Origin of the sequence: Nocardia sp. NRRL S-836 (assembly GCF_001279525.1) — a bacterium.
In the GTDB taxonomy this organism is placed as follows: domain Bacteria; phylum Actinomycetota; class Actinomycetes; order Mycobacteriales; family Pseudonocardiaceae; genus Lentzea.
This window is the reverse complement of the sequence record NZ_LGDY01000108.1, coordinates 1-24,358: the sequence shown is the minus strand read 5'-3', so window position 1 is coordinate 24,358 and position 24,358 is coordinate 1. Positions and strand designations below refer to the sequence as shown.

Below are 24,358 nucleotides of genomic sequence, written 5' to 3'. Positions count from 1 at the left end.
CCGAACCTTGTCGCCGTGAGATTGCATTGGGCCTGGGTGGTCGCAGGTGTGTCGTTTGTCGCGTTGGTCGGCGCCGCGTCGTTCCGCGCGGCTCCCGGTGCGTTGATCGCGCCGCTTCAGGCGGAGTTCGGCTGGTCCACCGGCACGATCTCGCTCGCCATCTCGGTCAACCTGCTGCTGTACGGGCTGACCGCGCCGTTCGCGGCCGCGCTGATGGACCGGTTCGGCGTGCGGGTCGTGGTGACCTGCGCGCTGACCATGGTCTCGATCGGCAGCGGGCTGACCGTGTTCATGACCGCGTCGTGGCAGCTCGTGCTGCTGTGGGGCGTCGTGGTCGGGCTCGGCACGGGGTCGATGGCGCTGGCGTTCGTCGCGACGATCACCGGGCGCTGGTTCGTGCGGCACCGCGGGCTCGTCACGGGCGTGCTGACGGCCGGTGGCGCGGCCGGGCAGCTGGTGTTCCTGCCGACGGTGGCATGGCTGTCCGAGAGCTACGGCTGGCGGCCCGCGTCGCTGGTGATCTGCGTCGCGGCACTGGCCGTGGTGCCGCTCGCGGCGTTCTTCCTGCGCGAGTACCCGCGTGACGTGGGGCTGCTGCCGCTGGGCGCGACCGAGGACACTCCCCCGCCACCCGGCGGTGGCGCGGCCCGGCGTGCGATCGGCGGGCTCGTCTCGGCCGCCAGGACGCGGCCGTTCTGGTTGCTGGCCGGTGGTTTCGCGATCTGCGGCGCGTCCACGAACGGACTCGTGGGCACGCACTTCATCCCCGCCGCGCACGACCACGGCATGCCCACGACGACCGCCGCCGGGCTGCTGGCACTGGTCGGGATCTTCGACGTCGTGGGCACGATCGTGTCCGGCTGGCTGACCGACAAGGTCGACTCGCGGATGCTGCTGGCGGCGTACTACGCGCTGCGCGGCCTCTCGCTGATGCTGCTGCCCCAGCTGTTCGGCGCGGCGGCGCACCCGTCGATGCTGGTGTTCATCATCTTCTACGGCCTGGACTGGGTCGCGACCGTGCCACCCACGGTGGCGTTGTGCCGCCAGTACTTCGGCGTGTCCGGCCCGGTCGTGTTCGGCTGGGTGTTCGCCTCGCACCAGGTCGGCGCGGCGCTCGCGGCGTCGGCCGCCGGGCTCACCCGCGACCACCTGGGCAGCTACGACCTGGCCTGGTACGTCGCGGGCGCGCTCTGCCTCGGCGCCGCGGTGCTGTCAGCGTCGCTTGCGCGAGGTCCCGAAGACGCCGCGCGTGATCTCGCGCGCCAGGGCGCTGCCCGCTGACCGCAGGAAGGACTTCACGGCGCTGTTGCCGAGGACCTTCTCGACGAGCCCCGGTTCCTCCCGCTCACGCGGGGGTTCCGGGGCTTGCCGCTGTTCCTCCGGCGGTGGCGCCACCTTCCGCATCAGCCGCTCGTAGGCGGACTCGCGGTCGACGGTCTCGGCGTACCTGCCGTGCAGCTCGCTCTGAGCGGCGGCCTGCCTGATCGCGTCGGTGCCGATGGTGTCCATCAACGACCGCGGTGCGCGCAGCCGGGTCCACGCGACCGGGGTCGGCGCGCCCTTCTCGCTTAGCACCGTGACGACCGCCTCGCCGATGCCGAGCGACGTGAGTGCCTTCTCCAGGTCGTAGTGCGGCGTGGTCGGGTACGTCTTCACCGTGCGCGCCAACGCCTTCTGGTCGTCCGGCGTGAAGGCGCGCAGTGCGTGCTGGACGCGCGCACCCAGCTGCGACAGCACCTCGTTGGGGACGTCGGTCGGCAGCTGCGTGCAGAAGAACACGCCGATCCCCTTGGACCGGATGAGCTTCACGGTCCGCGTGATCTGGTCGAGGAACGCCTTCGACGCGTCCGCGAACAGCAGATGCGCCTCGTCGAAGAAGAAGACGAGCTTGGGCTTCTCGACGTCACCCTCCTCCGGCAGCGTCTCGAACAGCTCGGCCAGCAGCCACATCAGGAACGTGGAGAACAACGCCGGGCTGCCCTGCAGCTCGGCCAGTTCGAGCAGGCTGACGACGCCCTTGCCGTCGCGTTGCCGCATCAGGTCGGCCGGGTCGAGCTCGGGTTCGCCGAAGAACCGGTCACCGCCCTGCGCCTCCAGGTTGACCAGCGCCCGCAGGATCACGCCGGCCGTGGCACCGGAGACACCGCCGATGCCCTTGAGGTCCGCCTTGCCCTCGTCGCCGGTGAGGTGCTGGATGACGCTGCGCAGGTCCTTCGTGTCGAGCAGCGGCAGGCCCCTCGAGTCCGCCCAGTGGAAGATCAGGCCGAGCGTCGACTCCTGGGTGTCGTTCAGACCGAGGACCTTCGACAGCAGGATCGGCCCGAAGCTCGTGACCGTGGCCCGCAGCGGCACGCCGACGCCGCCGGTGCCGATCGAGAGGAACTGGACCGGGTACGACCGCGGCTGCCAGTCGTCGCCGGTGTCGGCCGCCCGCGCCGCCGTCCGGTCGTTCGCGGTGCCCTGCCGCGCCAGACCGGACAGGTCGCCCTTCACGTCCGCCATCAGCACCGGCACACCGTTGTCCGAGAGCTGTTCGGCGAGCAGCTGGAGGGTCTTCGTCTTGCCGGTTCCCGTTGCGCCCGCGACAAGTCCGTGCCGGTTCACCATGGCCAGCGGGATGCGGACGTGCGCGGCCGGCTCCACCTGACCGTCCACCAGCACGGCGCCCAGTTCGACGGCCGCGCCCGCGGAAGCGTATCCAGCAGCGATCTCCGACTGAGCCGTCATGCACGAGGAGCGTAACCAGGTTGCTGCACGCCGCCACTCGAAGTTGACGCTCCGCGCAGTAATGTTCGGGGCGTGATGGATCGTCTGGTGTGGATCGACTGCGAGATGACCGGACTCGACCTGGGCAAGGACGCTCTGATCGAGATCGCGGCACTGGTCACGGACGCCGAGCTGAACGTGCTCGGCGACGGCGTGGACGTTGTGATCCACGCCGATGACGAGGTGCTCGCCTCGATGCCGGAAGTCGTCATGGAGATGCACGCCAAATCGGGCCTGACCGAGGAGGTGCGCGCCTCCGCGGTGTCGCTGGAGGAGGCCGAGGCGGCCGTGCTCGCCTACATCAAGGAGTGGGTGCCCGACCCGCGCACCGCTCCCCTGGCCGGCAACTCCATCGCCACCGACCGCGGCTTCATCGCCCGCGACATGCCGGCGTTGGACGCGCACCTGCACTACCGCATGGTCGACGTGTCGTCGATCAAGGAGCTGTGCCGGCGCTGGTACCCGCGCATCTACTACGCGCAGCCCGGCAAGGGCCTCGCGCACCGGGCGCTCGCCGACATCGTCGAGTCGATCCGGGAGCTCGCATACTACCGGCGCACGGCGTTCGTTCCGCAGCCCGGTCCGACGAGCGAACAGGCCCAGGCCGTGGCCGCTGAGCTGCTGAAAAAGACCGACTGACCCCCTGATTTCTTTCTCAGTGGATGCCGTTGCTATGCTTCTCCTCGCCGGTCAACGACCGGCGATGGTGGGTGTAGCTCAGCCGGTAGAGCACTGGGTTGTGATCCCAGGTGTCGCGGGTTCAAGTCCCGTCACTCACCCTTTGTCGAAAGGCCTCCGCACTCGCGGGGGCCTTTCTTCACGTTCCGGGAGAAGTTCATGACCACGCTCGTCGCGAAGGACCTCGCCGCAGGCCACGGTGATCGCGTCCTGTTCTCCGGCCTCGACCTGGTGGTCGCACCCGGCGACGTGATCGGACTCGTGGGCGTGAACGGCGCCGGCAAGTCGACGTTGCTCAAGACGCTGGCCGGCCTCATTCCCGCCGAGCAGGGCAAGGTGTCGCTCAACCCGCCGTCCGCGAACATCGGGCACCTGCCGCAGGAGCCGGACCGCCGCGAGGGCGAGACCGTGCGCGACTTCCTGGCCCGCCGCACCGGCGTCGCCGCCGCCCAGGCCACGCTGGACGCCGCGACCGAGGCGTTGACCGAGGGCAACGACGAGGGCTACTCCGACGCGCTGGACCGGTGGCTCGCGCTGGGCGGCGCCGACCTGGAGGAACGGTCGCTGGAGGTCCTCGCCGACATCGGCCTGACCGTGGGCCTGGACGCGTTGATGACGTCGCTGTCCGGCGGCCAGGCGGCACGGGCGGGCATGGCGTCGTTGCTGCTCAGCCGCTACGACGTGTTCCTGCTCGACGAACCGACCAACGACCTGGACCTCGACGGCCTGGAACGGCTGGAGAAGTTCGTCACGGGCCTGCGCGCGGCCACGGTCCTGGTCTCGCACGACCGCGAGTTCCTGGCCCGCACCGTGACCAGCGTGCTGGAGCTCGACCTGCACCAGAACGCCGTGCGCCTCTACGGCGGCGGCTACGAGTCGTACCTCGAAGAACGCGCACGGGCCCGGCAGCACGCCCGTGACGACTACGACGAGTACGCCGACACCAAGGCGTCGCTGGAGGCCCGCGGCCGGATGCAGCGCGCGTGGATGGAGAAGGGCGTGAAGAACGCCCGGCGCAAAGCGGGCGACAACGACAAGAACGCCCGCAAGTTCCGCGCCGACGCCACCGAGAAGCAGGCCTCCAAGGCCCGGCAGACCGACCGGATGATCGAACGCCTGGACGTCGTCGACGAGCCGCGCAAGGAGTGGGAGCTGCGGATGGAGATCGCCGCCGCACCACGTTCCGGCGCCGTCGTCGCCTCCCTGCGCGGCGCCGTGGTGCAGCGCGGCGACTTCCGGCTGGGCCCGGTGGACCTGCAGATCGACTGGGCGGACCGGGTCGCGATCACCGGCGCGAACGGCGCCGGCAAGTCGACGTTGCTGGCCGCACTGCTCGGCCGCGTCGAACCGGCCTCCGGCTACGCGACCCTCGGCTCCGGCGTCGTGGTCGGCGAGGTCGACCAGGCCCGCGGCCTGTTCCTCGGCGACCTGCCGCTCGTGGACGCGTTCCAGGAGGCCGTGCCGGACCTGACCCCCGCCGACGTGCGGACGTTGCTGGCGAAGTTCGGCCTGAAGGCGGCCCACGTGATGCGCCCGGCCGCGTCGCTGTCACCCGGCGAGCGCACGCGGGCGGCACTGGCGTTGCTGCAGGGCCGTGGCGTGAACCTGCTGGTGCTCGACGAGCCGACGAACCACCTCGACCTGGCGGCGATCGAGCAGCTGGAGCAGGCGCTGGAGAGCTACACCGGCACGTTGCTGCTCGTGACGCACGACCGGCGGATGCTGGAGGCGGTGCAGGTGAACCGCCGCCTGAGCGTCGACGCCGGCCAGGTGACGGTCTCCTGACCGTCCACAGTGGACGTGCAATGAAAAAGGGGCCGCGGTGCGCGGCCCCTTCTCGTTCTTCAGGTCAGCGGTTGCCCTTCACCCACGTCTCCCACGGCACCTGCCAGTCACCGAAGCCGTCCCACGACTCCAGGACTGGCCCGCCGGAGTTGCGGACGATCACGACGTCACCCTGCTTGCTGTTGTCGAACACCCACTTGGCGTTCTCCGGCGAGAGGTTGAGGCAGCCGTGGCTCACGTTGCGGCGGCCCTGGTCACCGATGGACCACGGGGCGCTGTGGAAGAAGATGCCGCTGTTGGACATCCGGTACGCCCAGTCGACCGGCGTCTTGTAGCCGCCGTTCTCCAGCGCGAGGCCGTACGTGGTCGAGTCCATGATCATGTGGTCGTGCTTCTCCATCAGCACGTACGTGCCGGTGGGGGTGGTGTTCGCGGCGTTGCCCATCGACGTCGGCATGGTGCGCACGACCTGCCCGTTGACCTTCGTCACGACCTGGTGCGTCTGCCCGTCGGCCTCGTGGATCACCGCGTCGCCGACGGTGGTGTTGATCACGCGGTCTTCCTGGCCGTAGATGCCGTCACCGACGTGCTTGCCGTACACCCTGACGTGCATGGTGATCTTCGTGCCGGCCGCCCAGAACTCCCGCGGCCGCCAGTGCACTTCCTTCTTGTTGAACCAGTAGAAAGCGCCTTCCACCTTGGGCTCGGTGGTGACCTCCAGCATCTGCTCCGCCGCGACCTTGTCGGCGACCGGCTCGTCGAAGTAGAACGCCAGCGGCTGCCCGACCCCGATCGTGCTGCCGTCCACGGGGTTGGTCGACACGTACGTCAGCGTGCGCGGCTTGACCGTGGTGAACGACGAAGTCTTGGTCTGCGGCTTGCCATCCGCCCCCACCGCCGTGGCGCTGAGCTTGTAGGTCTTCGAGTACCCGAGCGGCTCGGTGTTGTTCCACTGCGTGCCCTCGGGGTTGAGCTTGCCCTCGACCACCTTGCCGTCGGGGTTCGTCAGCGTCACCTCGGTGAGCTTCCCGTCCGCAGCCGTGGCGATGACCGGCAGACCAGGCGACACGTCCGCCGCACCGTCGTTCAACGCCAGCGTCAGCGTGACCGGCTTGGGCGGAGGAGGAGCACTCGACGACCCCCCGGCGGCACCCGAACCCCCCGAGTCGCCCCCGGAACACCCCGCGACCAGCATCACAGCGAGCCCCGCTGCGACAACCCCGCGACCGCCGCGCCTGCCCCACATCCCCATCGACGTACATCCGATCTACTTGTCGCCACTCCCGAGACTGCCTGCACGAAGTCGCATCGGCGTCCCCCGATCAGGTGACGCCATCCGTCGCGCCGAAGTTGCCCAAGTGGCCGGATCGTTACGTGCCCGATGCACCCCGAAACCACCCTTGACCAGCCGATTGGGAGCGCGCGACGGCCGTGTGCTAACGTTCTGGACGTCGGAACGAGCACGACCTCCGGCACACAAACAAGCGCCGCTAGCTCAGTTGGCACAAACAAGCGCCGCTAGCTCAGTTGGTTAGAGCAGCTGACTCTTAATCAGCGGGTCCGGGGTTCGAGTCCCTGGCGGCGTACTCCAGAGAAGCAGGTCACAGATTTTGTGACCTGCTTCTCTGCATTCGGCGTGTGCATCCTCATTCTCCATTACTACGCTGTGGATCATGGTTTGCAAGCCCGAGGACATCCCTGGGATTAAGGGGGGTCACCCTGCAGCGAAGTGGTGCGCCCAGGAGGTGGTCTCGTCGTAGGTCGTGCGGCTGGCGAGGCAGCCGTGGAGGACGCCGATGAGCCGGTTGGCTAGATGTCGCAGGGCGGCGTTGTGTGGCATGCCGCGAGCGCCTTAGCGGTCGTAGTAGGCACCCGCCTCCTTCGCCGTCGCGGACCGGTCGTGGTGGCGCAGCGCGAACCACCGCGTGGCCGACTCGGTGGACAAGCTCCCGACGCAGCACGGGAGATATTTCCGACAGGTCCCGACCGCGCCGTCCGCCACAGCGGACCTGCGCGTTCAGCTGATCGGGAAGCGCCCACCCTCAGCGGTGATGGCCTTGGCCGCAAGCGCCTCGAATCCGCGGCGAGTCCGCTTCCGGTGCTTACTGCCGGTGTCTCCGAGCAGCAGCCCGGCAAGCTCGTCGAGACCCCACGTCACCGGAGCTCCGTGCCCTCCGTTGTCACCTAATGGTGCGGCAGATCCGTCTTCCGGCCGACCAGCGCACCTCACTCACAAAGAGACCATCGACTCAAGCAGCCGTGACTATCTCCTCACCCGCGCTCGGATCAGTACTCGCGACAGCCACGCGTCCCCGTCAAGTCGACGTCGTCGATCTGAGCCGCCAAGCGCCTTCTCGACCTCGATTTTTGCAATCATGTCACCCGATCGTGGCGATGCGCACGTCTGGGTTACCGTCCAACAACGACTTGCTCCTGCTGTCAGATCGCCGCGTAGTCGAACCGAGGAAGAAAGTGGAACCTACCGCCGAGTACAAGTTCGACGTCGAGCCCATCGCCGGCGTGGACAACGAGCTCGTGGAGATCGGCCTGCAGTATTGGTCGCTGACCGGAGTTGATCAGCACGGCAACCTGATGTGGGCCATGCCCGTCAAGGACATCGACACCCGAGGCCGCGGCCCCGCCAATATTGTGGCGGCAGCTGCGGTGCGGGCCGTCCTGCCTGAGATGCGGTGTTCGAAGTGCCAGCAAGAACTTCGGCTGCGCTCACGGTCCGCCCTCGAGACCGTACTGGCCGGTGGTCCAGCAAACTGCGTTGACTGCGACGCGAACCTACAGCGGCGTGCGGCAGCGTTGCTTGCGCCTGAGGGCGAAGCAGCTCGACAGATTCGCGAAGAGCGACAGCTACGCAAACAGCATGAGCAGCAGCAACGGGACACACTCATCCAAGCTCGCGACGGCTGGCGTAATACCCAGCAGCAGTTGCTGGTTGATACCTTTTCCTACGCCCAGCTGAGCATGGACCCCATCCCGGACGCCCCGGTTGAGGCTGAACTCACCGCGCTGGCGTTGCTTCGCTTCGCCGCCGCAACGAGCCCGATTCCTCCCCTGCGCGAGTGGCACCATGCGTTTCCTTTTCATGCTGATCGGGACCGAATCCATCACCTGATCAACGACGCTCGGAGCGCGAAGCTCATCCAGCCGGACGCGACGACACCACCAGAAGCGTTCGTCTGGGAGCCACGCACCTTCCAAGAAGCATGGGATCTCGTTCAAGATGATCACTCACGTCTGCATGGCCCTAGTCTCACAAGCGCCTACTACCCACTCAGCGTCCTCTGGCAGATTCCGTTTGGCCCAAGCCCGGATACAGGGCGTGAGCGCCTCGATGCGCATCTATGCGATCGACTGAAACCTGCGAACCTCACGGCGCAGCGACAGGAAGATCTCTTGCGGATAGTGCACGAGATCCTGGCTGCCGAGGCAGTGCGGTACTTCAACCGGGAACTGGAGCGGCACAACCTCCCTGAGGTAGCCGAGAACCATGCACCGCGGCTGTCTGACGCTGTGGACAGAGTGGTCGCGGAGTACTCGCTTGGGTTCGCGTACTTCCTCGCGTGGAAAGCTACGCAAACCGCCGCCGCAGCCGCCCAAGCCAACCCGCAAGCGCCGCGACACAACATGACCACGCACGGGGTCAACATGTTTGAGCGCCATGTTCAACGCGCTCTCGACGACGCTGGTCCGCCAGCTCGGGAGTTTGAGGAGAACACGAAGTTCCCGCTCGCGGCGACGACGAAGACCTTGTTTTACACCGTCCTTGAGATGGATCCTATGCGGACGAGCATGGCGGCAGCACGAATCGTGATGCCTCCGCCAGCTCCATCGATGGCCACCGCCAGTCAGACCACAGCATCGACCGAGGAGGACGGTCCCGGTTTCCGCAAATATTCCGGCACGTGGGTGGAGTTTACAGGGGAAGCGCAGGCCGAGGTCGTGATGAGGGCCGGCCTGTACCTACACCAGCTTGAGGATCAGGCGGACCTACATGTCTTGGTGTCGTCGATGCATTGGGAAGCGTTTTCCATGGAGTACCCCGATGGATACAGTCTCAGACTGGAGTTGGATGGAGTCACCGCGGAGCAGCTTCCTGCCGAAGCAAGATCCGATCTGAGCGCCGCTTCAGTCATGCCAACTGGATGTGACTCCGATCGTCCTGCCCCCCAGCCGGAGAACCCCCACGTCCGCAACGAGATCGATGATGAACACTCGTAGCCTCGGCCTGGGTCATGCGAGGTATCGCTGAAGGCTCATGGCGGGTTGCGATGCGCGTGAATCCGGCGTCAGCTTGGCATGCCAAACTGGAAGACCGAAGCCACAGTCGCGGGATTGACTTGTTCAGCCTCGACACCGCACTGCCCGCAGCGGTATGAAACCGGAGTTCGTCCTGCTCACGGGTCCACTGCTCAGGCACGGGCAGCACATCACAAGGGCGTAGACCCGCGGAGGCGATGCGCCAACGCTGCTCGCCCGTCGCGCTCGCTTCATTAGGAGCACTCCTGATCGATGATGAGATCAGCAAGCTCCCCTACCGTGCCTGAAACCTTCCTTCCTGCCTCCGTAAGGACGCCTTCGAAGAATTCTTGGCGTTGACGGTCAAGTTCGAGCTGTTCGTCGTCCTCTTCGTCCTCGTCAGACCACACCAACGGGTCATGCGGTTCGCAAGACCACCACCAGTCCAACTTCAGCACGGCGCCCAGATTACCCAGAATGTTGTCAGCGGTTGTCTTCCCTACCGCTTTTAACTAACCCGATGGCGGTAGCAATCGATCCCAGCCTCGGCCTTGGGCGTGGTAGTTAGTTCAGCCCATGCCATGACCGGCGTGAAGGACGATGGGGTCGAAGAAATGGCAGTGCTCCCACAGAGAAAGGTTGGTGAATGGCAGCGTAGGCGAGCAACATCTCGACAGTTCAGTGCAGCAACACCATATAACCGGACCAGGCGAACCGTTGTTGCCTACCGTTTGCCCAACAACTCCCATTCGGTTGAAGATGAACCGGTGAATCGACATCAACGACTTTATGACTGATAGTTGTCCAGGCAGGATGCTAGACCTGGCCGTTAAGGCTTAGAATTTCCAGGGTTGGAGGTCGTGGTTGTCGGCGCACGTGCTCGCAGGTGAGGAGCTTGGGCGTCCGCAGGAGTTTCCGGCAATCGGTCGGAACGAGTTAGTTCGGTTCTTCACGCTGAAGCAGGCAGATGCCGCATTCGTTGATCCTGGTCGTGGGCGTGGTCCTATGCGCACATCCTCGGCCGCCGCCTCCCCACTGACTCGATGTCCGCTTTGACGCCAACCGGTACCTCACCGAGATACTGCGCTTAGTCACCTCCCACAACACCTAACCCGGACACGACCAGCCGCCATGCGCCCGCCGACCCGCAGGAGCCAGAACACCGTGACCACCTCGCCTGTGACTACCCCTCCGAACGCCATGCCCCTGGCCCGCAACGCCGTCTATCGCGTAGGCCGGTGCTATATGTCATCCTGGCAAGCCACCGCGCCTGTACTCGACGCGGCAGGCGAACTGCTCCAGTCCTGGTGCGTCACTGCGGATCAGCACGGCGTCGACATGTCCGTCTTCTCCGCCGCTAGCGAGTGGGTTGACCGCCTCGCCGTCATCGCCCTCGAGATGACCTGCCGCAACGCACGCGAACTCCGACCCGCCACACACGAGCAGGCCATCGCGCTGCTCGACGCCGTCGTCACGCGACTGGCCGAGCGCGGCATCAAGACGCAGCGGCGCAAGCTGCACGTCCCGCTTCCCCGCGCCGACACCGTTCCCGAACAGGGCACGTCCCGGCCGGCCCCGCTCGCGATCACCATCGAACTCGAACACGGCTGGATGCTGGTGACCGACGAGCCCGTCGCCTCCCCGCTCGTCGAGATCGTCGGCCGATGCGATGAGGCCGGAATCGACGCGCTGCTCGACCTCGCCTACCTCATTGACGAAGGCGTCTACGGCGACGCCTTCCACCGCTGAATTACGCTTCCGCGCGGGGTCTCGTGAGCCAGCTCGAACAAAGAATCGACCCGTTCGGGCGCCTCTAGACATCCCTGGGATTAAGAGGTCACGCCGCAGCGAGGTGGTCGGCTCAGGCGGTGGACTCGTCGTAGGTGGCTCGGCTGGCGAGGCATCCATGGAGGATGCAGACGAGGCGAGGGGCGCAGGGCGCGGCGTTGTGCGGCACGCCGCGGGCGTGTTGACGGTCGTAGTAGACACGTACGCCGGGCGAGGTGCTCAGCGCGCTCATGGCCTCAGCCACCTCACTGCACGAGGACACCACCAACACTGTCTCGATCCTCAACCGGCCGCGGAGCCGCTAGCGGAACCTGCTCGTGTCACGACAAGATCCGACCTGCCGCACCTGCAGCTCAAACGGCTCACTCGGACACGGAGACCGCTGACCGGCGCGATACCCGGCTTAGCGCCACGAGGAAGTCCCACTCCAGCTCAGACCTGCGGTCCCCATAGGTCGAGCTGGCCTACACCCCAAAGACCGCTACGCCGCACACGTACCCTCAATCGGGGCATGCCAGTCGGTATAATCCGTTGTAATATTCTAAGGACAACCTGGAGGTCGGATGGCTAGCAGCTCCGTCGTGGCAGCTCAACCCCGCATGCTCGTGCTCGCGCGCGAGTCCCGCGGGTGGCGGCAGGGTGACGTCGCGAAGGAGATGAAAGCCCTGGACGGTGGGGATGACTCCAAGATCAGCCAGGCGTACGTCAGCAGAGCCGAGTCAGGCAAGCTGACCGTCAGTGGCGACCGGCTTGATCTCTATGCCAGCGCACTTGGCTACCCGGTGGAGCTGCTTGCCCTCGACGAAGCCGAGGTCGGCGCCGGTCCAGGGCTGGTGCACCACCGCAAGAAGCAGGCGGTCGGGGCGGCTGAGCTTCGGCGGATTCACGCCGTTCTCAACCTCACCCGCGTGCAACTACGCGGCCTGCTCGGCGACTCGCCACGAGTGGCCGACCTGAAGATCCCGCACATCACGGTCGACGACTACACCTCACCGGAGGACGCGGCCAGGGCAGTCAGGAACGAGTGGGCTCTCCCGCGCGGACCGCTCGACTCCGTGGTCACCACCCTGGAGGCGGCGGGCGGCTGGGTGTTCTCCCGGTTGCTGATCGCTCCGGCCGCCCTCGATTCCGGCAACGAGTCGGTACCGGTAGACGCCGTGAGCAGCTGCCCGCCCGGCGAGGACCCGATCGTCCTATTGAATGAAGGCACACCCGGCGACAGGCAGAGGTTCACCCTCGCGCACGAGCTCGGACACATGGTGATGCACCCCGTGCCACACCCGGATCAGGAGAAGCAGGCGAACCGGTTCGCAGCGGAGTTCCTGATGCCCGCAAACGACATCCGCCAGGCCCTCACGGGAACGATTGACCTGAGCCGTCTGCTGGTGCTCAAAGAGCAGTGGCGTGTATCGATGTGGGCGTTGCTGCGGCGGGCTCACACCCTCAGCGCGATCAGCGACTGGCAGTACCGCACGCTCACCGTCGAGATGTCGAGCCTCGGCTACCGCACCGCCGAGCCCCTCAAGCTGGACGCTGAGAAACCCGGTGCCGTACGCGCAGCCGTAGAAAGGCAGTTGAGCCAAGGCCACGACGTCGAGTCCCTGGCCCAGGCGTCCCTGCTTCGAATCGACGAGTTCACCCAGCTCTTCCTCGACCCTAACACCGCCGGAGCACCCGAACCGCCCCACTCGACACCTTCTGCCGAGGTCACGTCATGAACAGCGATGTCCCTGTGCCACTCCAGCGACCGGGTTCCCCAGTACCGGACCCCCGAGCCAGCGCCATGCTGACGCTCGGCATGTCCCCGAAGCCGTCGGCTCCGCCTGGTGCCGTTGGTGCGCTGACGGACCGGATGCTGGTCCACGCCAGTTTCGACGTCGGGTATCAGGTCCTCGGCCTGCTACCGGCCGACGTGAGTGGCCTCGCGCTGCGCGGCGCCAAGAGCCTCACGGGCATTCGCGAACTGCGGCGCAACCAGTACAAGGGCGTGCTGGTGCACGACCCAGAGGGCTACGTGGAAGCTGCCGCGACCGCCGACGAGCCGTTCGTACTGCCTGAGGACGACGGCCTGTTCAGCGTCTCGCTCAACGACGCTGTACAGGCCCAACTCGACGCCGGCGCGACTGTGGCCATGACACCGACCGGCTACTTCCTGCCCGGCGACGCCGACCCGATGAAGGTCGCGGGCAAGATGGTGGCAGACCTCGACCGGGACGACGTGCTGTTCAGTGTCCCGATCGACGTCGCCTGGCTGACCAACGACAGCTTTCCCCAGTTGGTCGCGGTGCTCTCCAGGATCCCCGTCCCGAAGGCGATCCTGCTCGGCGGACAGTTCGACCCGATGGACAAGTATCGAGCGGCGGTGGCGAACCTGCGGCGACTCGTCGCCGAGGGTGGTGACGTTGCCGTGTTCCGCACGGACCTCACGGCCTTCGACGTCATGAGTCACGGTGCGTTTGCCACGTCGATCGGCACCGGCGGCAGCTTGCGGCACGTCGTCCCGCTCGGCCAGTTTCCCCGCGCGAGCAAGAAGAAGGACTTCTCCCCCAGCGTGCTGCTTCCAGAGCTGATGACCTTCCACAAGGGAAGCCTGCTCTCAGAGCGCTTCTCCAACGCCCGGCGGCCACCGACTTGCGCCTGCTCAGCGTGCAACGGCCGCGGCTTGGACACGTTCCTCGCCAAGAGCGACACGCCCGCCGCGCACGCCCACGGCGTGCACATCTGGAACTCCTGGATCGCAGACATGCTCGGCCAGCGCGTGCTGTTCGAGCGCGCGGAGTGGTGGCAGAGCAAGTGCGCCTCGGCCATAGATCACTGCGACGTCATCAACGCCGAGATCGAGCAAGCCGGCGCCTTCAAGGCACCTCGCCCACTCAAGGCGTGGGCGGAGCTGCCCGCGTGGTCCCCGATGCCCGCCCCAGCTACGGCGCCGTGAACTGCGCGTAGAGCTCTTCGGCGAATCGCCACTGCGCGGGCGTGTGTCGCCTGCGCACGTACGGCTGTGGCTCGACGAGCATGGTCAGCTTGCCTTTGGCGTACACGCACACGCCCGCGCCGTAGAAGGACGCCTCCATCAGCACGTCGTCGTGGTTGGGTGGCGTCGAAGAGAGCAACACGGCGCGCGCGCAGAACGGCGCGAACCGTCCAGCGCGTTCGAGGCCAACTTTCCAGTCCTTCGCGGTGACCAAGGCCAGCCGGGCAGATACCGGTGCCACAGCACGCCGGATCACCCGCTCGTGTCCGAACTCGACCGTCCCGGAGGGTGCGGTGCGAAGAAGTTTCCGCTGGCCTGCGGTCAACGCGCTGAAAGCGACTTTCTGCCCGACCGGCAGGTTCATCAGCACATCCAGCAGCGCCAATGACGGCAGCGCGCTGCGTGACCCACGACTTGAGCGCCGGCGTACTTCTGCGGCATCCTCGACGTACGCGACTCCTGCAGTCGATCCGAACATCCGCACGACCGCGACGCTGGTTCCTCTGAGATCGAGGGCCGCTGCGGAAGCGCCGTCCGTGCCCGTCGCAGCACGAACTGCGGCCGCCAGAGCGGTCGTCATGACACCTTCACCTCGATCGTCGCGAGCTCTGCGGTGAACGACCGCATCGACTTCCACACCTTGCCCTCGACCCTGCGATACCAACGCCGTCGATCAGGCAACGTCCGTGGAAGCATCTCCACAAGACCCGCTTGGAGCAAATCCCGGATCGGCGGGTAGTACACACTCGGCGCCACCTGCTGCTCCGCCGCCAGCTCCGACAGGTTCACGCGGCCGTCAGCGGCGTGCGCCAAAGCCGCCAGCAACTCCAGCTTGTGCCGGTTTCCGAACAGCAGCATCGACGCCCTTCGACCAGGTGGGCACTCGGCGAGCGACATGGCCCAAAGAGTATCGATTCGCGAATCGCGATTCAATGCACCCGCGCTACCACCAGTTCGGCCAGCTCCGCACGGAGCGAGACGACAAGTTCACGCGCACGCTCCATGCTGATCTTGAGTTCCGTGCGCAGGGTGTCCGCGGCAATCGGCCGCCGGTGCAGCGGCCAGTGCCTCGCGTCCGCCAGCCGGGCGAGCTCAAGGTCATCGAGGTGCTGCTCGGCGTCGGCCAAGCCCTGCCTGCCACCGAGGGCCACGACCTCATCACGAGACTGCTGCCCCAGGTGAGCGATGGCCTGAAGCATGCCCGGCCCCACCTCTGCCCATCCAATCAGCAGCACCGGACCAACCGCGTCGAACTCAGCCTTCCCGTAGCCGCCGGACAGCAAAGGGTCGGCGGCGTTGAGCGCCAACATCACCGCGCTCACGAAGAGCGTGAACCGGCGCAGCGGCCGCAAGACCTCGACGGTCGTACCGCGCACGGCAGGTGCCTGGTCGCAAGAAGGAGACCAAGGACCGAGAGGTCAACGGCGGGCGCGATGAGCGGCGCCATCCAGACCGGGACAGCGAGCCGGAGAGCGAGGTTCAGGACGTTGCCGAAGCCGAACAGGAAAGCCAGCCCGACCACCATCGCCATGATCACCGTGACCGCACGTTCGACGTCCTGCAGCACGCCAGAAGCGGTGCCCGAGGAGCCCGAGCCGATCCCGAGATCCCCGACCTGCGATGACACGGGACGACATGAAGCGGCAGTGGCGTCTGAAGAATCCTGGCTCTGAAGTGCGGAAACGACGCTCACCGACCTCATCCGACACCACCGCCGTGGGGCGCCCGAGGACTCTTAATCAGCGGGTTCGGGGTCCGAGTCCCTGGCGGCCTACTCCAGAGAAGCAGGTCACAGATTTTGTGACCTGCTTCTCTGTTTTGGTTCTATTTCCTTTTCTGCCTCAGGGTTGTGGTGCTCACAACCGGGCGTTGTTCCCATTTCGGCGTCCAGACGACGGTGTCGGGCGCGTTGGGGTGCCTGGACGCGAGGTAGTCACGCAGTGCGGCCAGCGCGGGGTGGCGGTTGTCGTCCCGCCAGATCAGCGACATCGGGTAGACCGGCGCCGGGTTGACGATCGGGATGCGCCGCAGGTCGTAGTTGTCGGGCCAGAAATAGCGTGAGCGCCGGCCGATGAGGGTGGCGAGGTCGGCTGAGCCGGCGAGTTCGTCCAGCAGGGACTCGTTTCCGAAGAGCGGGCCGGACATGTCGATGGTGAGTCCGAACGTGGTGGCGAGTTCGGTGTAGTAGTCGGCGACCTCGCCGCGGTCAGTCAGGCCGGGCATCCAGATGCGGTGGCCGGCCAGGTGCGCCGGGGTGACGGTGTGGGCGTCGGCGAGCGGGTGGTGGGGGCCGACGAGCAGTTCGTGCGGCTCGTCGATCACCTGTGCGGTGCTGACCGGCTCGGGGATCTGCTGGTGTGGGGGGACGCCGTGGAAGGTGGCGTCGATCGCGCCGGCCTCGACGGCGGCGATGGCCCCGGCGGCGTCGGCGTCCAGGGTCACGACGTCCAGCTCGATGCCGGGGTGGGTTCGGTGGAAGTCCTGCAGGAGCACGGCTGTGGCGACTCGGCGGTTGACGACGTCGACGCGCAGGGCGCGCCGGCCGGGGCGGACCGAGGCGTCGGCTCGGTCGGCCGCCCTGAGGAGCTCGCGGGCGTGCGGCAGGAACGCCTGGCCGTCGATCGTGAGCGTGACGCCGCGGGCTGTGCGGGTGAACAGGCGCACGTTCAGGTCCTTCTCCAGCGCGGCGACGCGTTTGGAGGCGGCTTGCTGCGTGATCGACAACGTCGCGGCGGCCTCCTGGAACTGCCCGGCGTCCGCGGCGGCGACGAAGGTGCGCACGGCGTCGAGGTCCACGCGCGAAACCCTACTGGCACAACGAATGGTTGTGGCTCGCTGCACGTCCGGTTGTTTGTGCGCTCTGCCTGACTTTGATCGGATTCGTGGCGGCGCGGAGGGCGAGGGGCGGAGTTCGATGGCGGGAAGATCACTGGGGCGGCAGTTCGGCTGGCTGTGGGCGGCCAACGCGGTGAGCGCCTACGGTTCCGGGCTGGCGCTGGGGGCGTTCCCGTTGATCGCCGTGCTGGCGTTGCAGGTCGGCCCCGCCGAGGTGTCCGCGCTGTCCGCGGTGGGGCCGGCGGTGGGTGCGCTGATCGCGCTGCCGCTCGGCCTGTGGGTGGAGTTCCGCCGCAAGCGGCCGGTCATGATCGCGATGGACCTGACCCGGTTCGCGGTCATCGCAACGGTTCCGGTCGCCTACGCGTTCGGCTGGCTGAGTTTCGTGCAGCTGCTCGTCGTGTCGGCGGTGGTGGCCACGGCCAAGATCGCGTTCAACGCGGCCGGCGGTGCCTACCTCAAGGCCCTGGTCCGGCCGGACGACCTGCTGGTGGCGAACGCGCGGTTCGAGTCCACGAACTGGGGCTCCCTCGCGGTCGGGCCGCCGCTGGGGGGTGCGGCGATCGGGGTGTTCGGGCCGGTCGCCACCGTGGTGGCCGACGCGTTCAGCCACCTGCTCTCGGCGCTGGGCCTCACCGCGATCCGCGGCCGGGAGGAAGGCCCGGCGAAAAGCGGCAAGGGCCGGGTCACGGCCGGTGAGCTGCTGGACGGCTGGCGGAACATCCTGACCCACCCCGTCCTGCGGGCGCTCTACCTCAACAACATGGTCGTGGCGGGGCTCATCATGGCCACCGAGCCGCTGCTGGCCGTGCTCCTGCTGCGCGAGCTCGGGTTCGCGCCCTGGCAGTACGGGCTCGCCTTCGCCGCCCCGTGCGTCGGCGGGCTCATCGGTTCCCGGCTGGCCCGCCGCGTCGTGGCCCGCTACGGCCCGCAGCGGGTGTTCCGGACCGTCGGCACGCTGCGCGCCGTCTGGTTGATCGGCCTGGTCTTCGTCGGCCCCGGCGTGATCGGGCTCCTGACCGTGATCGCCGTCGAGCTGGCGATCATCATCAGCATGAGCCTGTACAACCCGGTGCTGGCGACCTACCGGTTGGAGCACACCCCGCAGCACCGCGTCGCCCGCACGCTCTCCGCCTGGTCGATCGGCCAGCAGCTGTCGATCGCGGTCTTCACCGCGCTCGGCGGCCTGCTCGCGGACGTCACCGGTCCCCGCACCGGGATCGCGGTCGCGGGACTGCTCATCCTCGCCAGCCCGCTGCTGCTACCCCGTCGCCCTCTTGCAGCCACGGGCGTTGCGCGCGTCACAGCGACTGGAAACTGACACTGGTGTCAGCTCATAGCGTCGGGACCACCTCGTTCCGAGGGCCGGAACGCAGGCGGAGGAGGAGATCCGCGATGAGCAAAGCGCTGGGGTACCGGGCTTTCGGCGGGCCGGAGGTCCTGGAGTTCTTCGACCGGCCCGATCCGTCGCCCGGCCCGTCCGAGGTCCTGGTCCGCGTCGCGGCGGCGGGGGTCAACCCGCTCGACCACGTGCTGCGCGAAGGGCTCATCCCCGCGATGAACGGGCACGTGCCGTTCCCGCAGGTGCTCGGGATGGAGGCGGCGGGCACGGTGCTCGCGGTCGGGGACGACGTGAGCGGGCTGGCCGTCGGTGACCGGGTCGCCGGGCTCGCGTTGACCTTCGCCGGTACGTACGCCGAGACGACGTTGTTGCTCGGCGCGGCCACGACGCGCGTTCCCGACGGGGTGCCCGAGACGTGGGCGGCGACGATTCCGGTCGCCGGCACCACCGCGTTGGACGTGCTCGACCAGCTCGGCCTTCCCGCCGGTGCGTCGCTGCTGGTGAACGGGATCGGTGGCGGTGTGGGCATCGCGGTGGCGCAGCTCGCGCGTGACCGCGGCCTGGTGGTGACGGGCACGGCGAGCGCGGGCAAGCGGGAGCTCGTGACGGGGACCGGTGCGCGTTTTGTCGACTACGCCGGGGGTGACGTCGTGGAACGGCTCCGGGCGCTCGCGCCGGACGGGTTCGACGGCGTGGTCGACACCGTCGGCGGGGAGTCGTTGCGCGCGGTCGCCGCGGTGGCGGCGGCACCGGAGGCGCTCGTGTCCGTCGGGGATCCGTCGGTGGCCGAGCTCGGTGGTGTGCCGGTGCGGCGCCGGCTGGAGCGGGCGGGGATCGAGCGCGTTGCCGCGCTGATGGCCGGCGGGCGGCTCGACCCGCACGTCACCGGGGTCTACCCGCTCGCGCGGGCGCAGGAGGCGTTGGCGCTCGTCGAGTCGCGCCACGCCGTGGGCAAGGTCGTCATCGACCCGCGCCTGTGACGGCGGTGGCCGTTGACAACGGTTGGCTAATGGCGTTAGCTTTTACCTAACGCCATTAGCCAACGTCCCGGAGGACGGCATGACCGAGTACCTGACCACCGCCGGCAACACCATCGCGTACGACGTCACCGGCGACGGTCCGCTCGTCGTGCTGGCCCACGGCATCGGCGACAGCCGCCACTCCTACCGCTTCCTCGCCCCCGCCCTGGCGGCGCACGGGTACCGGGTCGCGAACGTCGACCTCCGCGGGTGCGGTGACTCCGGCGTCGGCTGGGACGGGTACAGCCGCACCGACATCGCGGGTGACCTGGTCGCCGTGGTGCGGCACCTCGGCGGACCGGCCGTGGTGATCGGCCACTCGATCAGCGGTGGCGCGGCGACCATCGCGGCCGCCACCGCACCGGACGTGGTCGCCGGCCTGGTCGAGCTCGCGCCGTTCACGCGCGCGCAGTCCTTCGACGTCGGCGGGCTGGTGCGCCACAAGCGTTTCCGCACGGCCTACGGCCACCTCGCGAAGGTCATGTTCGGTGGAAGCCTGACGAGCTGGAAGAAGTACCTCGACCTGGCCGTGCCCGCCAAGCCCGCCGACTGGGACTTCGAGCTCGCCCGCATCGACGCCAAGCTGCGCGAGCCCGGCCGGATGGAGGTCCTGCAGGCCATGTGCAAGGCCAGCCCGTCCGACGCGGGCGCGCACCTGGCCGGCGTCGCCTGCCCGGTGCTGGTCGTCGTGGGCAGCGCCGATCCCGACTGGGCCGATCCGCGTGCCGAGGGCGAGAAGGTCGTCGCCGACCTGCCGCACGGGCGCGGTGAGCTGGTGGTCATCGACGGCGCCGGGCACTACCCGCACGTCCAGACGCCCGACGAGGTGCTCGCGCTCGCCCTGCCGTTCCTGGCCGAAACGCTGGCCCGCGCGTAGGGAACAACAGGTTCGGTCAGAGCGACCGGCGCGCGGTGATGCCGTCGGGCCCGAGCACGTGCAGCAACGCCAGCGCCTCGCTGTCGCGGGATCCGGGCGGCGCGGTGTAGAGCACGAGGTGCTGGTCGCGTTCGGTGAGCGCGAGGGAGTCGCACTCGACGGTGACCTCGCCGACGGACGGGTGGCGGAACGTCTTGGTGAGCACCGGCGCCACCTGGATGTCCCGCCGTTCCCACAGCCGGGCGAAGTCGGGACTGCCGTCGAGGAGCTCCTCGACGAGGCCGGTCACGGCGGGGTCCGACGGGTACCGGGCGTGGGCGGCGCGCAGTTGCATGACGACGTGGTGGCGGAACTCGGCGAGGTCGGAGATCCCGTACACCGCGTCCGGGTGCTGTGGTCCGAGGAACGCCCTGCGCGCCAGGTTGCGCTCACGCGGGGCGAGTGCGGCGAAGTCCTCCATGAGCGCGGCCGCCAGGTCGTTCCACGCGAGCACCTCGAACACCGCGGACGTCACGAACCCGGCCGTGTGCGGGAGCCGTTCCAGGAGCGTGAGGATGCTCGGGCGGACGTCGCGGCGGTGCAGGCCGCTCCTGGTCGGCGCGGTGCCCGCCAGGAGGTGGAGGTGATCGGACTCCACGTCGGTCAGGCGCAGCGCACCCGCGATGCCCGCGAGCACCTCGCCGGACGGCCGCGGTGCCCTGCCCTGTTCGAGCCGGACGTAGTACTCGGTCGAGATGTGCGCGAGCACCGCCACCTCCTCGCGGCGCAGACCGGGCGTGCGCCGCCGCGGACCCGGTGGGAGGCCGACGTCCTGCGGCTGGAGCCGGGCACGCCGGCTGCGGAGGAACGCCCCGAGCTCCTGCTTGTCCATACGCCGAGTCTGCTCGATGGACGACCGGTGAGCCTGGCACAGTTCGTACCTGTATCCGCGTCCGGTCCGGCGTGACGCTGTCGGCATGACAACCAGCTCCCCCATCGGCCTGCTCACCGGCAAGGTCGTCTTCATCACCGGTGCCAGCCGCGGCATCGGCGCGGCCGCCGCCCGCCTGTTCGCCCGGGAGGGCGCCGCCGTCGTGCTCGCCGCCCGCAGCGTGGACGCGCTCGACGACATCGTCGGCGAGATCCGCGCCGGCGGCGGTGTCGCCGACGCCGTCGCGCTCGACCTCGCCGACCGGCCGGCCATCCGTGCCGCCGTGGACCGGGTCGAGCAGCTGCACGGCCGCCTCGACGGCGCCTTCAACAACGGCGCGGCCATCCAGCAGCCGGGCCCGCTCGACACCACCAGCGACGAGGACGTCGACCAGCAGTTCGCCGTGAACTTCCGCTCCCACTGGACCGCCATGAACGCCGAGGCCGCGCTCATGCGCCGCACCGGCGGTGGCGCGATCGTCAACACCTCCAGCATCGGCAGCCGCCGTGCCAACCCAGCTCTGCCCGCGTACGGCGCCATGAAGCGCGCGCTCAACAGCATCACCGAGACGGCCGCCGTGACGTGGGCACCGGCCGGCATCCGGGTGAACGGCATCACGCCCGGCGGCACCGCCACCGAGATGATCGACGCCTGGGAGGCGGCCACGCCCGGCGTCGTCGACCGGATCAACGCCTCGATCCCGCTCGGCCGGATGGCCGAGCCGCACGAGGTCGCCGAGGTGGCCGCGTGGCTGCTCAGCGACCGCGCCTCGATGGTGACCGGCGCGATCGTCCCGGTCGACGGCGGCGCGGGCGCCTGACACCGGCCGGCGCACGGCGAACCGGGCCGGCTCTTGCTCCGGCCCGGTTCGCCGTCGCCGCACGGGTTTCTTCCGCGCTACGCTCGGTCGTCTGGTGGGCAGATGGGTCGTCTGGGGGGACGAATGGCCGGAACAGAGCTGTACGACGACATCGGCACCGGGTACTCGCTGGGGCGCCGCACCGACCCGCGGTGGATGGCGGCCGTGCTCGCCGCGCTCGGCACCGCGCGGTCGATCGCCGACGTGGGCGCGGGCACGGGCTCCTACGAGCCGGCCGGCCGCACGGTGCTGGCCCTCGAACCGTCCGTCGAGATGATCCGGCAACGCCCACCCGGCGCGGCGCCCGCCGTGCGCGCGGTCGCGGAGGCCCTGCCGTTGCGCGACGACAGCGTCGACGCCGCACTGGCCGTGCTCACGGTCCACCACTGGACCGACTGGCGCGCAGGGCTCGCCGAGCTGCGCCGGATCGCCCCGTTGCAGGTGGTCCTGGCCTATGACACGCGCAGGCACGCCGAGTTCTGGTTCGTCCGCGACTACGTGCCCGAGATCGCCGAGCTGGAGCTGACCCGGCCCTCCGCGGCCGACATCGCCGACGAGCTGGGCGCCGACAGCGTCATCCCGCTGCCGCTGCCCTGGGACTTCACCGACGGGGTGTTCCCCGCCCACTGGCGGCGCCCGGCCGCCTACCTCGACCCGCGGGTCCGCCGCGCGTGCTCCGCGCTCGCGCAGACCGATCCCGCTGCCGTCGAGCGCGGCGTCCGCGACCTGCGCCGGGACCTGGACAGCGGCCGGTGGCACGAACGGCACCGGGACCTGCTCGGCCTGGAGGAGTGGGACGCCGGCTTCCGCCTCGTCGTGGCGCACCGGGACAGGTGAGGGCAGGGCGTTCCGCCGCACCACGCACCGGAGAGCGTCCTTTGTGGACGATCAGGCCGCCGGGCAGGTCATCGACCAGCACCGGCTCACCCGTGCGTGCCGGGCCCTCCCCCCAGCGTGTACCGCTCCTCCGCCAGACCCGCCGCCCACGGGCCGCTCGCACCGACCGGCTCCTCGGCCCGGCCGCGGGTCAGGGGTGTTCGCGCACTCCGGGACTGGACCGGCGACTCGATCACCTCGCCGGGTGAGCCGCCCCTTGCCACCGGGTCGTACCATTCCCGGCGAGCGTTGAGCATCCAGCGCAGGAGGACGCTTCCACCGGAAGGCACTGTGCGGCATGGATGACAAGACGACGCTCCCCGGCAGATCCGGCACGTCGTGGACCGACGGCGGGCGTCCCGGCCCGGTGGAGCGGCTGGACGAGGCGACCGCCGCGCTCATCGCGTTGCAGGACAACCTTTCCGCGGAAGAACCGCTCGACCAGGCCCTCCAGCGGCTGGCGGAGACGGCGAAGATGGCGGTCCAGGACGCCGACGCGGTCACCGTGTCCGTGCGCCCGGAGGAGCCGAGGACCGCGGCCGCCACCGACAAGGCGCTCGTCGACATCGACGAGGTGCAGTACCGCGCCGACCGCGGCCCCTGTCTGAACGCGGCACGCACGCTGACGGCCGTCCGTGCCGTCGTCGGCGAGAACGCCCACGTGTGGCCGGAGTTCGAAGCCTGCGCGAGCCGGCACGGCGTGCACGCCTACCTGTCCGTGCCGGTGGTGTTGCCGGCCACCGGCAACGACGCCGAGCACGTGGCCTCGCTGAACATCTACAGCTACACCGCCGCCGCGTTCGACCCGTTCGACGAGAGCCTGATGCGGTTGTTCACGGCCGCGGCCAGCGCGGCGATCAAGAACGCCCTGCGGTGGCAGCACTCCCGCGAGGAGATCGGCCACCTGTCGACCGCGCTCGGCTCGCGAGCGGTGATCGACCAGGCCAAGGGCGTTCTGATGGCGGTGCACTCGTGCACCGCGGACGAGGCGTTCGCCATGCTCGTCCAGCGCTCGCAGCACGAGAACCGCAAGCTGCGCGACGTGGCCCAGGCACTGCTCGACAGCGTCACCGGCCGCTGAGGAGCAGTGCCTGGGAAAACGGTCGCCCTGCCGGAGATCAGGCGGGCATCAGGACCGTGTCGATGAGGTAGACGGTGGCGTTGGCGGTGTGCACGCCGCCGCAGATCACGTTGGCGTCGTTGGCCTTGAGGGAGTTGCCCGAGCCGGTGACCTTCACGGTGCCGGTCTGCACGGTCTTCTGGTCACCGGCGATCTTGTCCGGGGAGATCTGGCCGGGGACCACGTGGTAGGTCAGGATCTTCGTCAGCAGGGCGTCGTCGGTCTTGAGCTTCTCGATGGTGGCCGGGTCGATCTTGGCGAACGCCGAGTCGACCGGG

Annotated in this window: 24 protein-coding genes and 2 tRNA genes; 15 read left to right on the top strand and 11 right to left on the bottom strand. The window is 68.5% G+C overall.

What is annotated here, in order from left to right:
- Positions 1–15 precede the first annotated feature (15 nt).
- On the top strand, positions 16–1,281 hold the full coding sequence (locus ADL03_RS25555; RefSeq protein ID WP_053736087.1) for an MFS transporter: 1,266 nt from the start codon (positions 16–18) through the stop codon (positions 1,279–1,281).
- On the opposite strand, the gene ADL03_RS25550 is transcribed toward ADL03_RS25555, so the two are convergent.
- Positions 1,213–2,727, bottom strand: coding sequence for a helicase HerA-like domain-containing protein (locus ADL03_RS25550; protein ID WP_053736086.1), 1,515 nt, complete (start codon positions 2,725–2,727; stop codon positions 1,213–1,215). The two genes, ADL03_RS25555 and ADL03_RS25550, sit on opposite strands and share 69 nt — an antisense overlap.
- 72 nt (positions 2,728–2,799) lie before the next feature.
- On the opposite strand from ADL03_RS25550, the gene orn reads away from it, so the two are divergent.
- The 3 genes from orn (at position 2,800) to ADL03_RS25535 (ending at position 5,229) form a co-directional block, all read left to right on the top strand.
- Positions 2,800–3,405: an oligoribonuclease gene (gene orn, locus ADL03_RS25545; protein ID WP_053736085.1), complete on the top strand. Its 606-nt coding sequence runs from the start codon at positions 2,800–2,802 to the stop codon at positions 3,403–3,405.
- 67 nt (positions 3,406–3,472) lie between these two features.
- Positions 3,473–3,545: transfer RNA gene (locus ADL03_RS25540), tRNA-His, on the top strand.
- Between the two features lie 58 nt (positions 3,546–3,603).
- Positions 3,604–5,229 carry an ABC-F family ATP-binding cassette domain-containing protein gene (locus tag ADL03_RS25535; RefSeq protein ID WP_053736084.1) on the top strand — a complete coding sequence of 542 codons (1,626 nt, stop codon included), beginning with the start codon at positions 3,604–3,606 and terminating at the stop codon, positions 5,227–5,229.
- 64 nt (positions 5,230–5,293) lie between these two features.
- Here ADL03_RS25535 and ADL03_RS25530 read toward each other — a convergent pair whose 3' ends face one another.
- Positions 5,294–6,298 (bottom strand): Ig-like domain-containing protein, encoded by a 1,005-nt coding sequence (locus ADL03_RS25530; RefSeq protein WP_231642233.1) that lies wholly within the window; start codon positions 6,296–6,298, stop codon positions 5,294–5,296.
- Positions 6,299–6,741: 443 nt separating this feature from the next.
- Here ADL03_RS25530 and ADL03_RS25525 point away from each other — a divergent pair.
- Positions 6,742–6,815, top strand: a tRNA-Lys gene (locus tag ADL03_RS25525).
- Between the two features lie 431 nt (positions 6,816–7,246).
- On the opposite strand, the gene ADL03_RS47365 is transcribed toward ADL03_RS25525, so the two are convergent.
- Positions 7,247–7,387, bottom strand: coding sequence for a hypothetical protein (locus ADL03_RS47365; RefSeq protein WP_157529219.1), 141 nt, complete (start codon positions 7,385–7,387; stop codon positions 7,247–7,249).
- A gap of 314 nt (positions 7,388–7,701) precedes the next feature.
- On the opposite strand from ADL03_RS47365, the gene ADL03_RS25520 reads away from it, so the two are divergent.
- Positions 7,702–9,462, top strand: a complete 1,761-nt coding sequence (locus ADL03_RS25520; protein ID WP_053736082.1) for a hypothetical protein — start codon at positions 7,702–7,704, stop codon at positions 9,460–9,462.
- 272 nt (positions 9,463–9,734) lie between these two features.
- Here the strand turns inward: ADL03_RS25520 and ADL03_RS25515 are convergent, their stop codons facing one another.
- A complete protein-coding gene (locus ADL03_RS25515) occupies positions 9,735–9,938 on the bottom strand; it encodes a hypothetical protein (protein ID WP_053736081.1) in 204 nt (67 codons plus the stop codon).
- 706 nt (positions 9,939–10,644) lie between these two features.
- On the opposite strand from ADL03_RS25515, the gene ADL03_RS25510 reads away from it, so the two are divergent.
- The 3 genes from ADL03_RS25510 (at position 10,645) to ADL03_RS25495 (ending at position 14,203) form a co-directional block, all read left to right on the top strand.
- Positions 10,645–11,229, top strand: coding sequence for a hypothetical protein (locus ADL03_RS25510; protein WP_157529217.1), 585 nt, complete (start codon positions 10,645–10,647; stop codon positions 11,227–11,229).
- Positions 11,230–11,867: 638 nt separating this feature from the next.
- Entirely contained in the window at positions 11,868–12,986 is a 1,119-nt protein-coding gene (locus ADL03_RS25500) for an ImmA/IrrE family metallo-endopeptidase (RefSeq protein WP_197288650.1), read from the top strand.
- Between the two features lie 65 nt (positions 12,987–13,051).
- Positions 13,052–14,203 (top strand): hypothetical protein, encoded by a 1,152-nt coding sequence (locus tag ADL03_RS25495; protein ID WP_053736077.1) that lies wholly within the window; start codon positions 13,052–13,054, stop codon positions 14,201–14,203.
- Here ADL03_RS25495 and ADL03_RS25490 read toward each other — a convergent pair.
- The 5 genes from ADL03_RS25490 to ADL03_RS25475 all read right to left on the bottom strand — a co-directional run bounded on the left by ADL03_RS25490 (position 14,190) and on the right by ADL03_RS25475 (position 17,038).
- Positions 14,190–14,822, bottom strand: a complete 633-nt coding sequence (locus tag ADL03_RS25490) for a hypothetical protein (protein WP_157529215.1) — start codon at positions 14,820–14,822, stop codon at positions 14,190–14,192. The genes ADL03_RS25495 and ADL03_RS25490 overlap by 14 nt on opposite strands.
- Positions 14,819–15,100 (bottom strand): hypothetical protein, encoded by a 282-nt coding sequence (locus tag ADL03_RS25485; protein WP_053736075.1) that lies wholly within the window; start codon positions 15,098–15,100, stop codon positions 14,819–14,821. The genes ADL03_RS25490 and ADL03_RS25485 overlap by 4 nt, the downstream gene beginning before the upstream one ends.
- Before the next feature lie 71 nt (positions 15,101–15,171).
- The gene (locus tag ADL03_RS48715; RefSeq protein ID WP_197288649.1) at positions 15,172–15,594 is read right to left on the bottom strand and encodes a hypothetical protein; all 423 of its coding nucleotides are present in this window, start codon (positions 15,592–15,594) and stop codon (positions 15,172–15,174) included.
- Positions 15,561–15,935, bottom strand: a complete 375-nt coding sequence (locus ADL03_RS45745; protein ID WP_197288648.1) for a hypothetical protein — start codon at positions 15,933–15,935, stop codon at positions 15,561–15,563. The genes ADL03_RS48715 and ADL03_RS45745 overlap by 34 nt, the downstream gene beginning before the upstream one ends.
- Before the next feature lie 131 nt (positions 15,936–16,066).
- Positions 16,067–17,038 carry a LysR family transcriptional regulator gene (locus ADL03_RS25475; protein WP_053736074.1) on the bottom strand — a complete coding sequence of 324 codons (972 nt, stop codon included), beginning with the start codon at positions 17,036–17,038 and terminating at the stop codon, positions 16,067–16,069.
- A 118-nt stretch (positions 17,039–17,156) separates the two neighbouring features.
- On the opposite strand from ADL03_RS25475, the gene ADL03_RS25470 reads away from it, so the two are divergent.
- From ADL03_RS25470 to ADL03_RS25460, 3 genes are all read left to right on the top strand, one after another.
- A complete protein-coding gene (locus ADL03_RS25470) occupies positions 17,157–18,398 on the top strand; it encodes an MFS transporter (RefSeq protein ID WP_053736073.1) in 1,242 nt (413 codons plus the stop codon).
- A 74-nt stretch (positions 18,399–18,472) separates the two neighbouring features.
- The gene (locus ADL03_RS25465) at positions 18,473–19,399 is read left to right on the top strand and encodes an NADP-dependent oxidoreductase (RefSeq protein WP_053736072.1); all 927 of its coding nucleotides are present in this window, start codon (positions 18,473–18,475) and stop codon (positions 19,397–19,399) included.
- 79 nt (positions 19,400–19,478) lie between these two features.
- The gene (locus tag ADL03_RS25460; RefSeq protein ID WP_053736071.1) at positions 19,479–20,315 is read left to right on the top strand and encodes an alpha/beta fold hydrolase; all 837 of its coding nucleotides are present in this window, start codon (positions 19,479–19,481) and stop codon (positions 20,313–20,315) included.
- Positions 20,316–20,331: 16 nt separating this feature from the next.
- On the opposite strand, the gene ADL03_RS25455 is transcribed toward ADL03_RS25460, so the two are convergent.
- A complete protein-coding gene (locus ADL03_RS25455) occupies positions 20,332–21,186 on the bottom strand; it encodes a helix-turn-helix transcriptional regulator (RefSeq protein WP_053736070.1) in 855 nt (284 codons plus the stop codon).
- An 85-nt stretch (positions 21,187–21,271) separates the two neighbouring features.
- Here ADL03_RS25455 and ADL03_RS25450 point away from each other — a divergent pair, with 85 nt between their 5' ends.
- The 3 genes from ADL03_RS25450 to ADL03_RS25440 all read left to right on the top strand — a co-directional run bounded on the left by ADL03_RS25450 (position 21,272) and on the right by ADL03_RS25440 (position 24,041).
- Positions 21,272–22,045 carry an SDR family NAD(P)-dependent oxidoreductase gene (locus ADL03_RS25450; protein WP_053736069.1) on the top strand — a complete coding sequence of 258 codons (774 nt, stop codon included), beginning with the start codon at positions 21,272–21,274 and terminating at the stop codon, positions 22,043–22,045.
- 123 nt (positions 22,046–22,168) lie between these two features.
- Positions 22,169–22,921, top strand: coding sequence for a class I SAM-dependent methyltransferase (locus tag ADL03_RS25445; RefSeq protein ID WP_053736068.1), 753 nt, complete (start codon positions 22,169–22,171; stop codon positions 22,919–22,921).
- A gap of 337 nt (positions 22,922–23,258) precedes the next feature.
- Positions 23,259–24,041, top strand: a complete 783-nt coding sequence (locus ADL03_RS25440) for a GAF and ANTAR domain-containing protein (RefSeq protein ID WP_082373467.1) — start codon at positions 23,259–23,261, stop codon at positions 24,039–24,041.
- A gap of 37 nt (positions 24,042–24,078) precedes the next feature.
- Here ADL03_RS25440 and ADL03_RS25435 read toward each other — a convergent pair.
- Positions 24,079–24,358: fasciclin domain-containing protein (locus ADL03_RS25435; RefSeq protein WP_197288647.1), on the bottom strand; the 280-nt coding region annotated here is incomplete at its 5' end.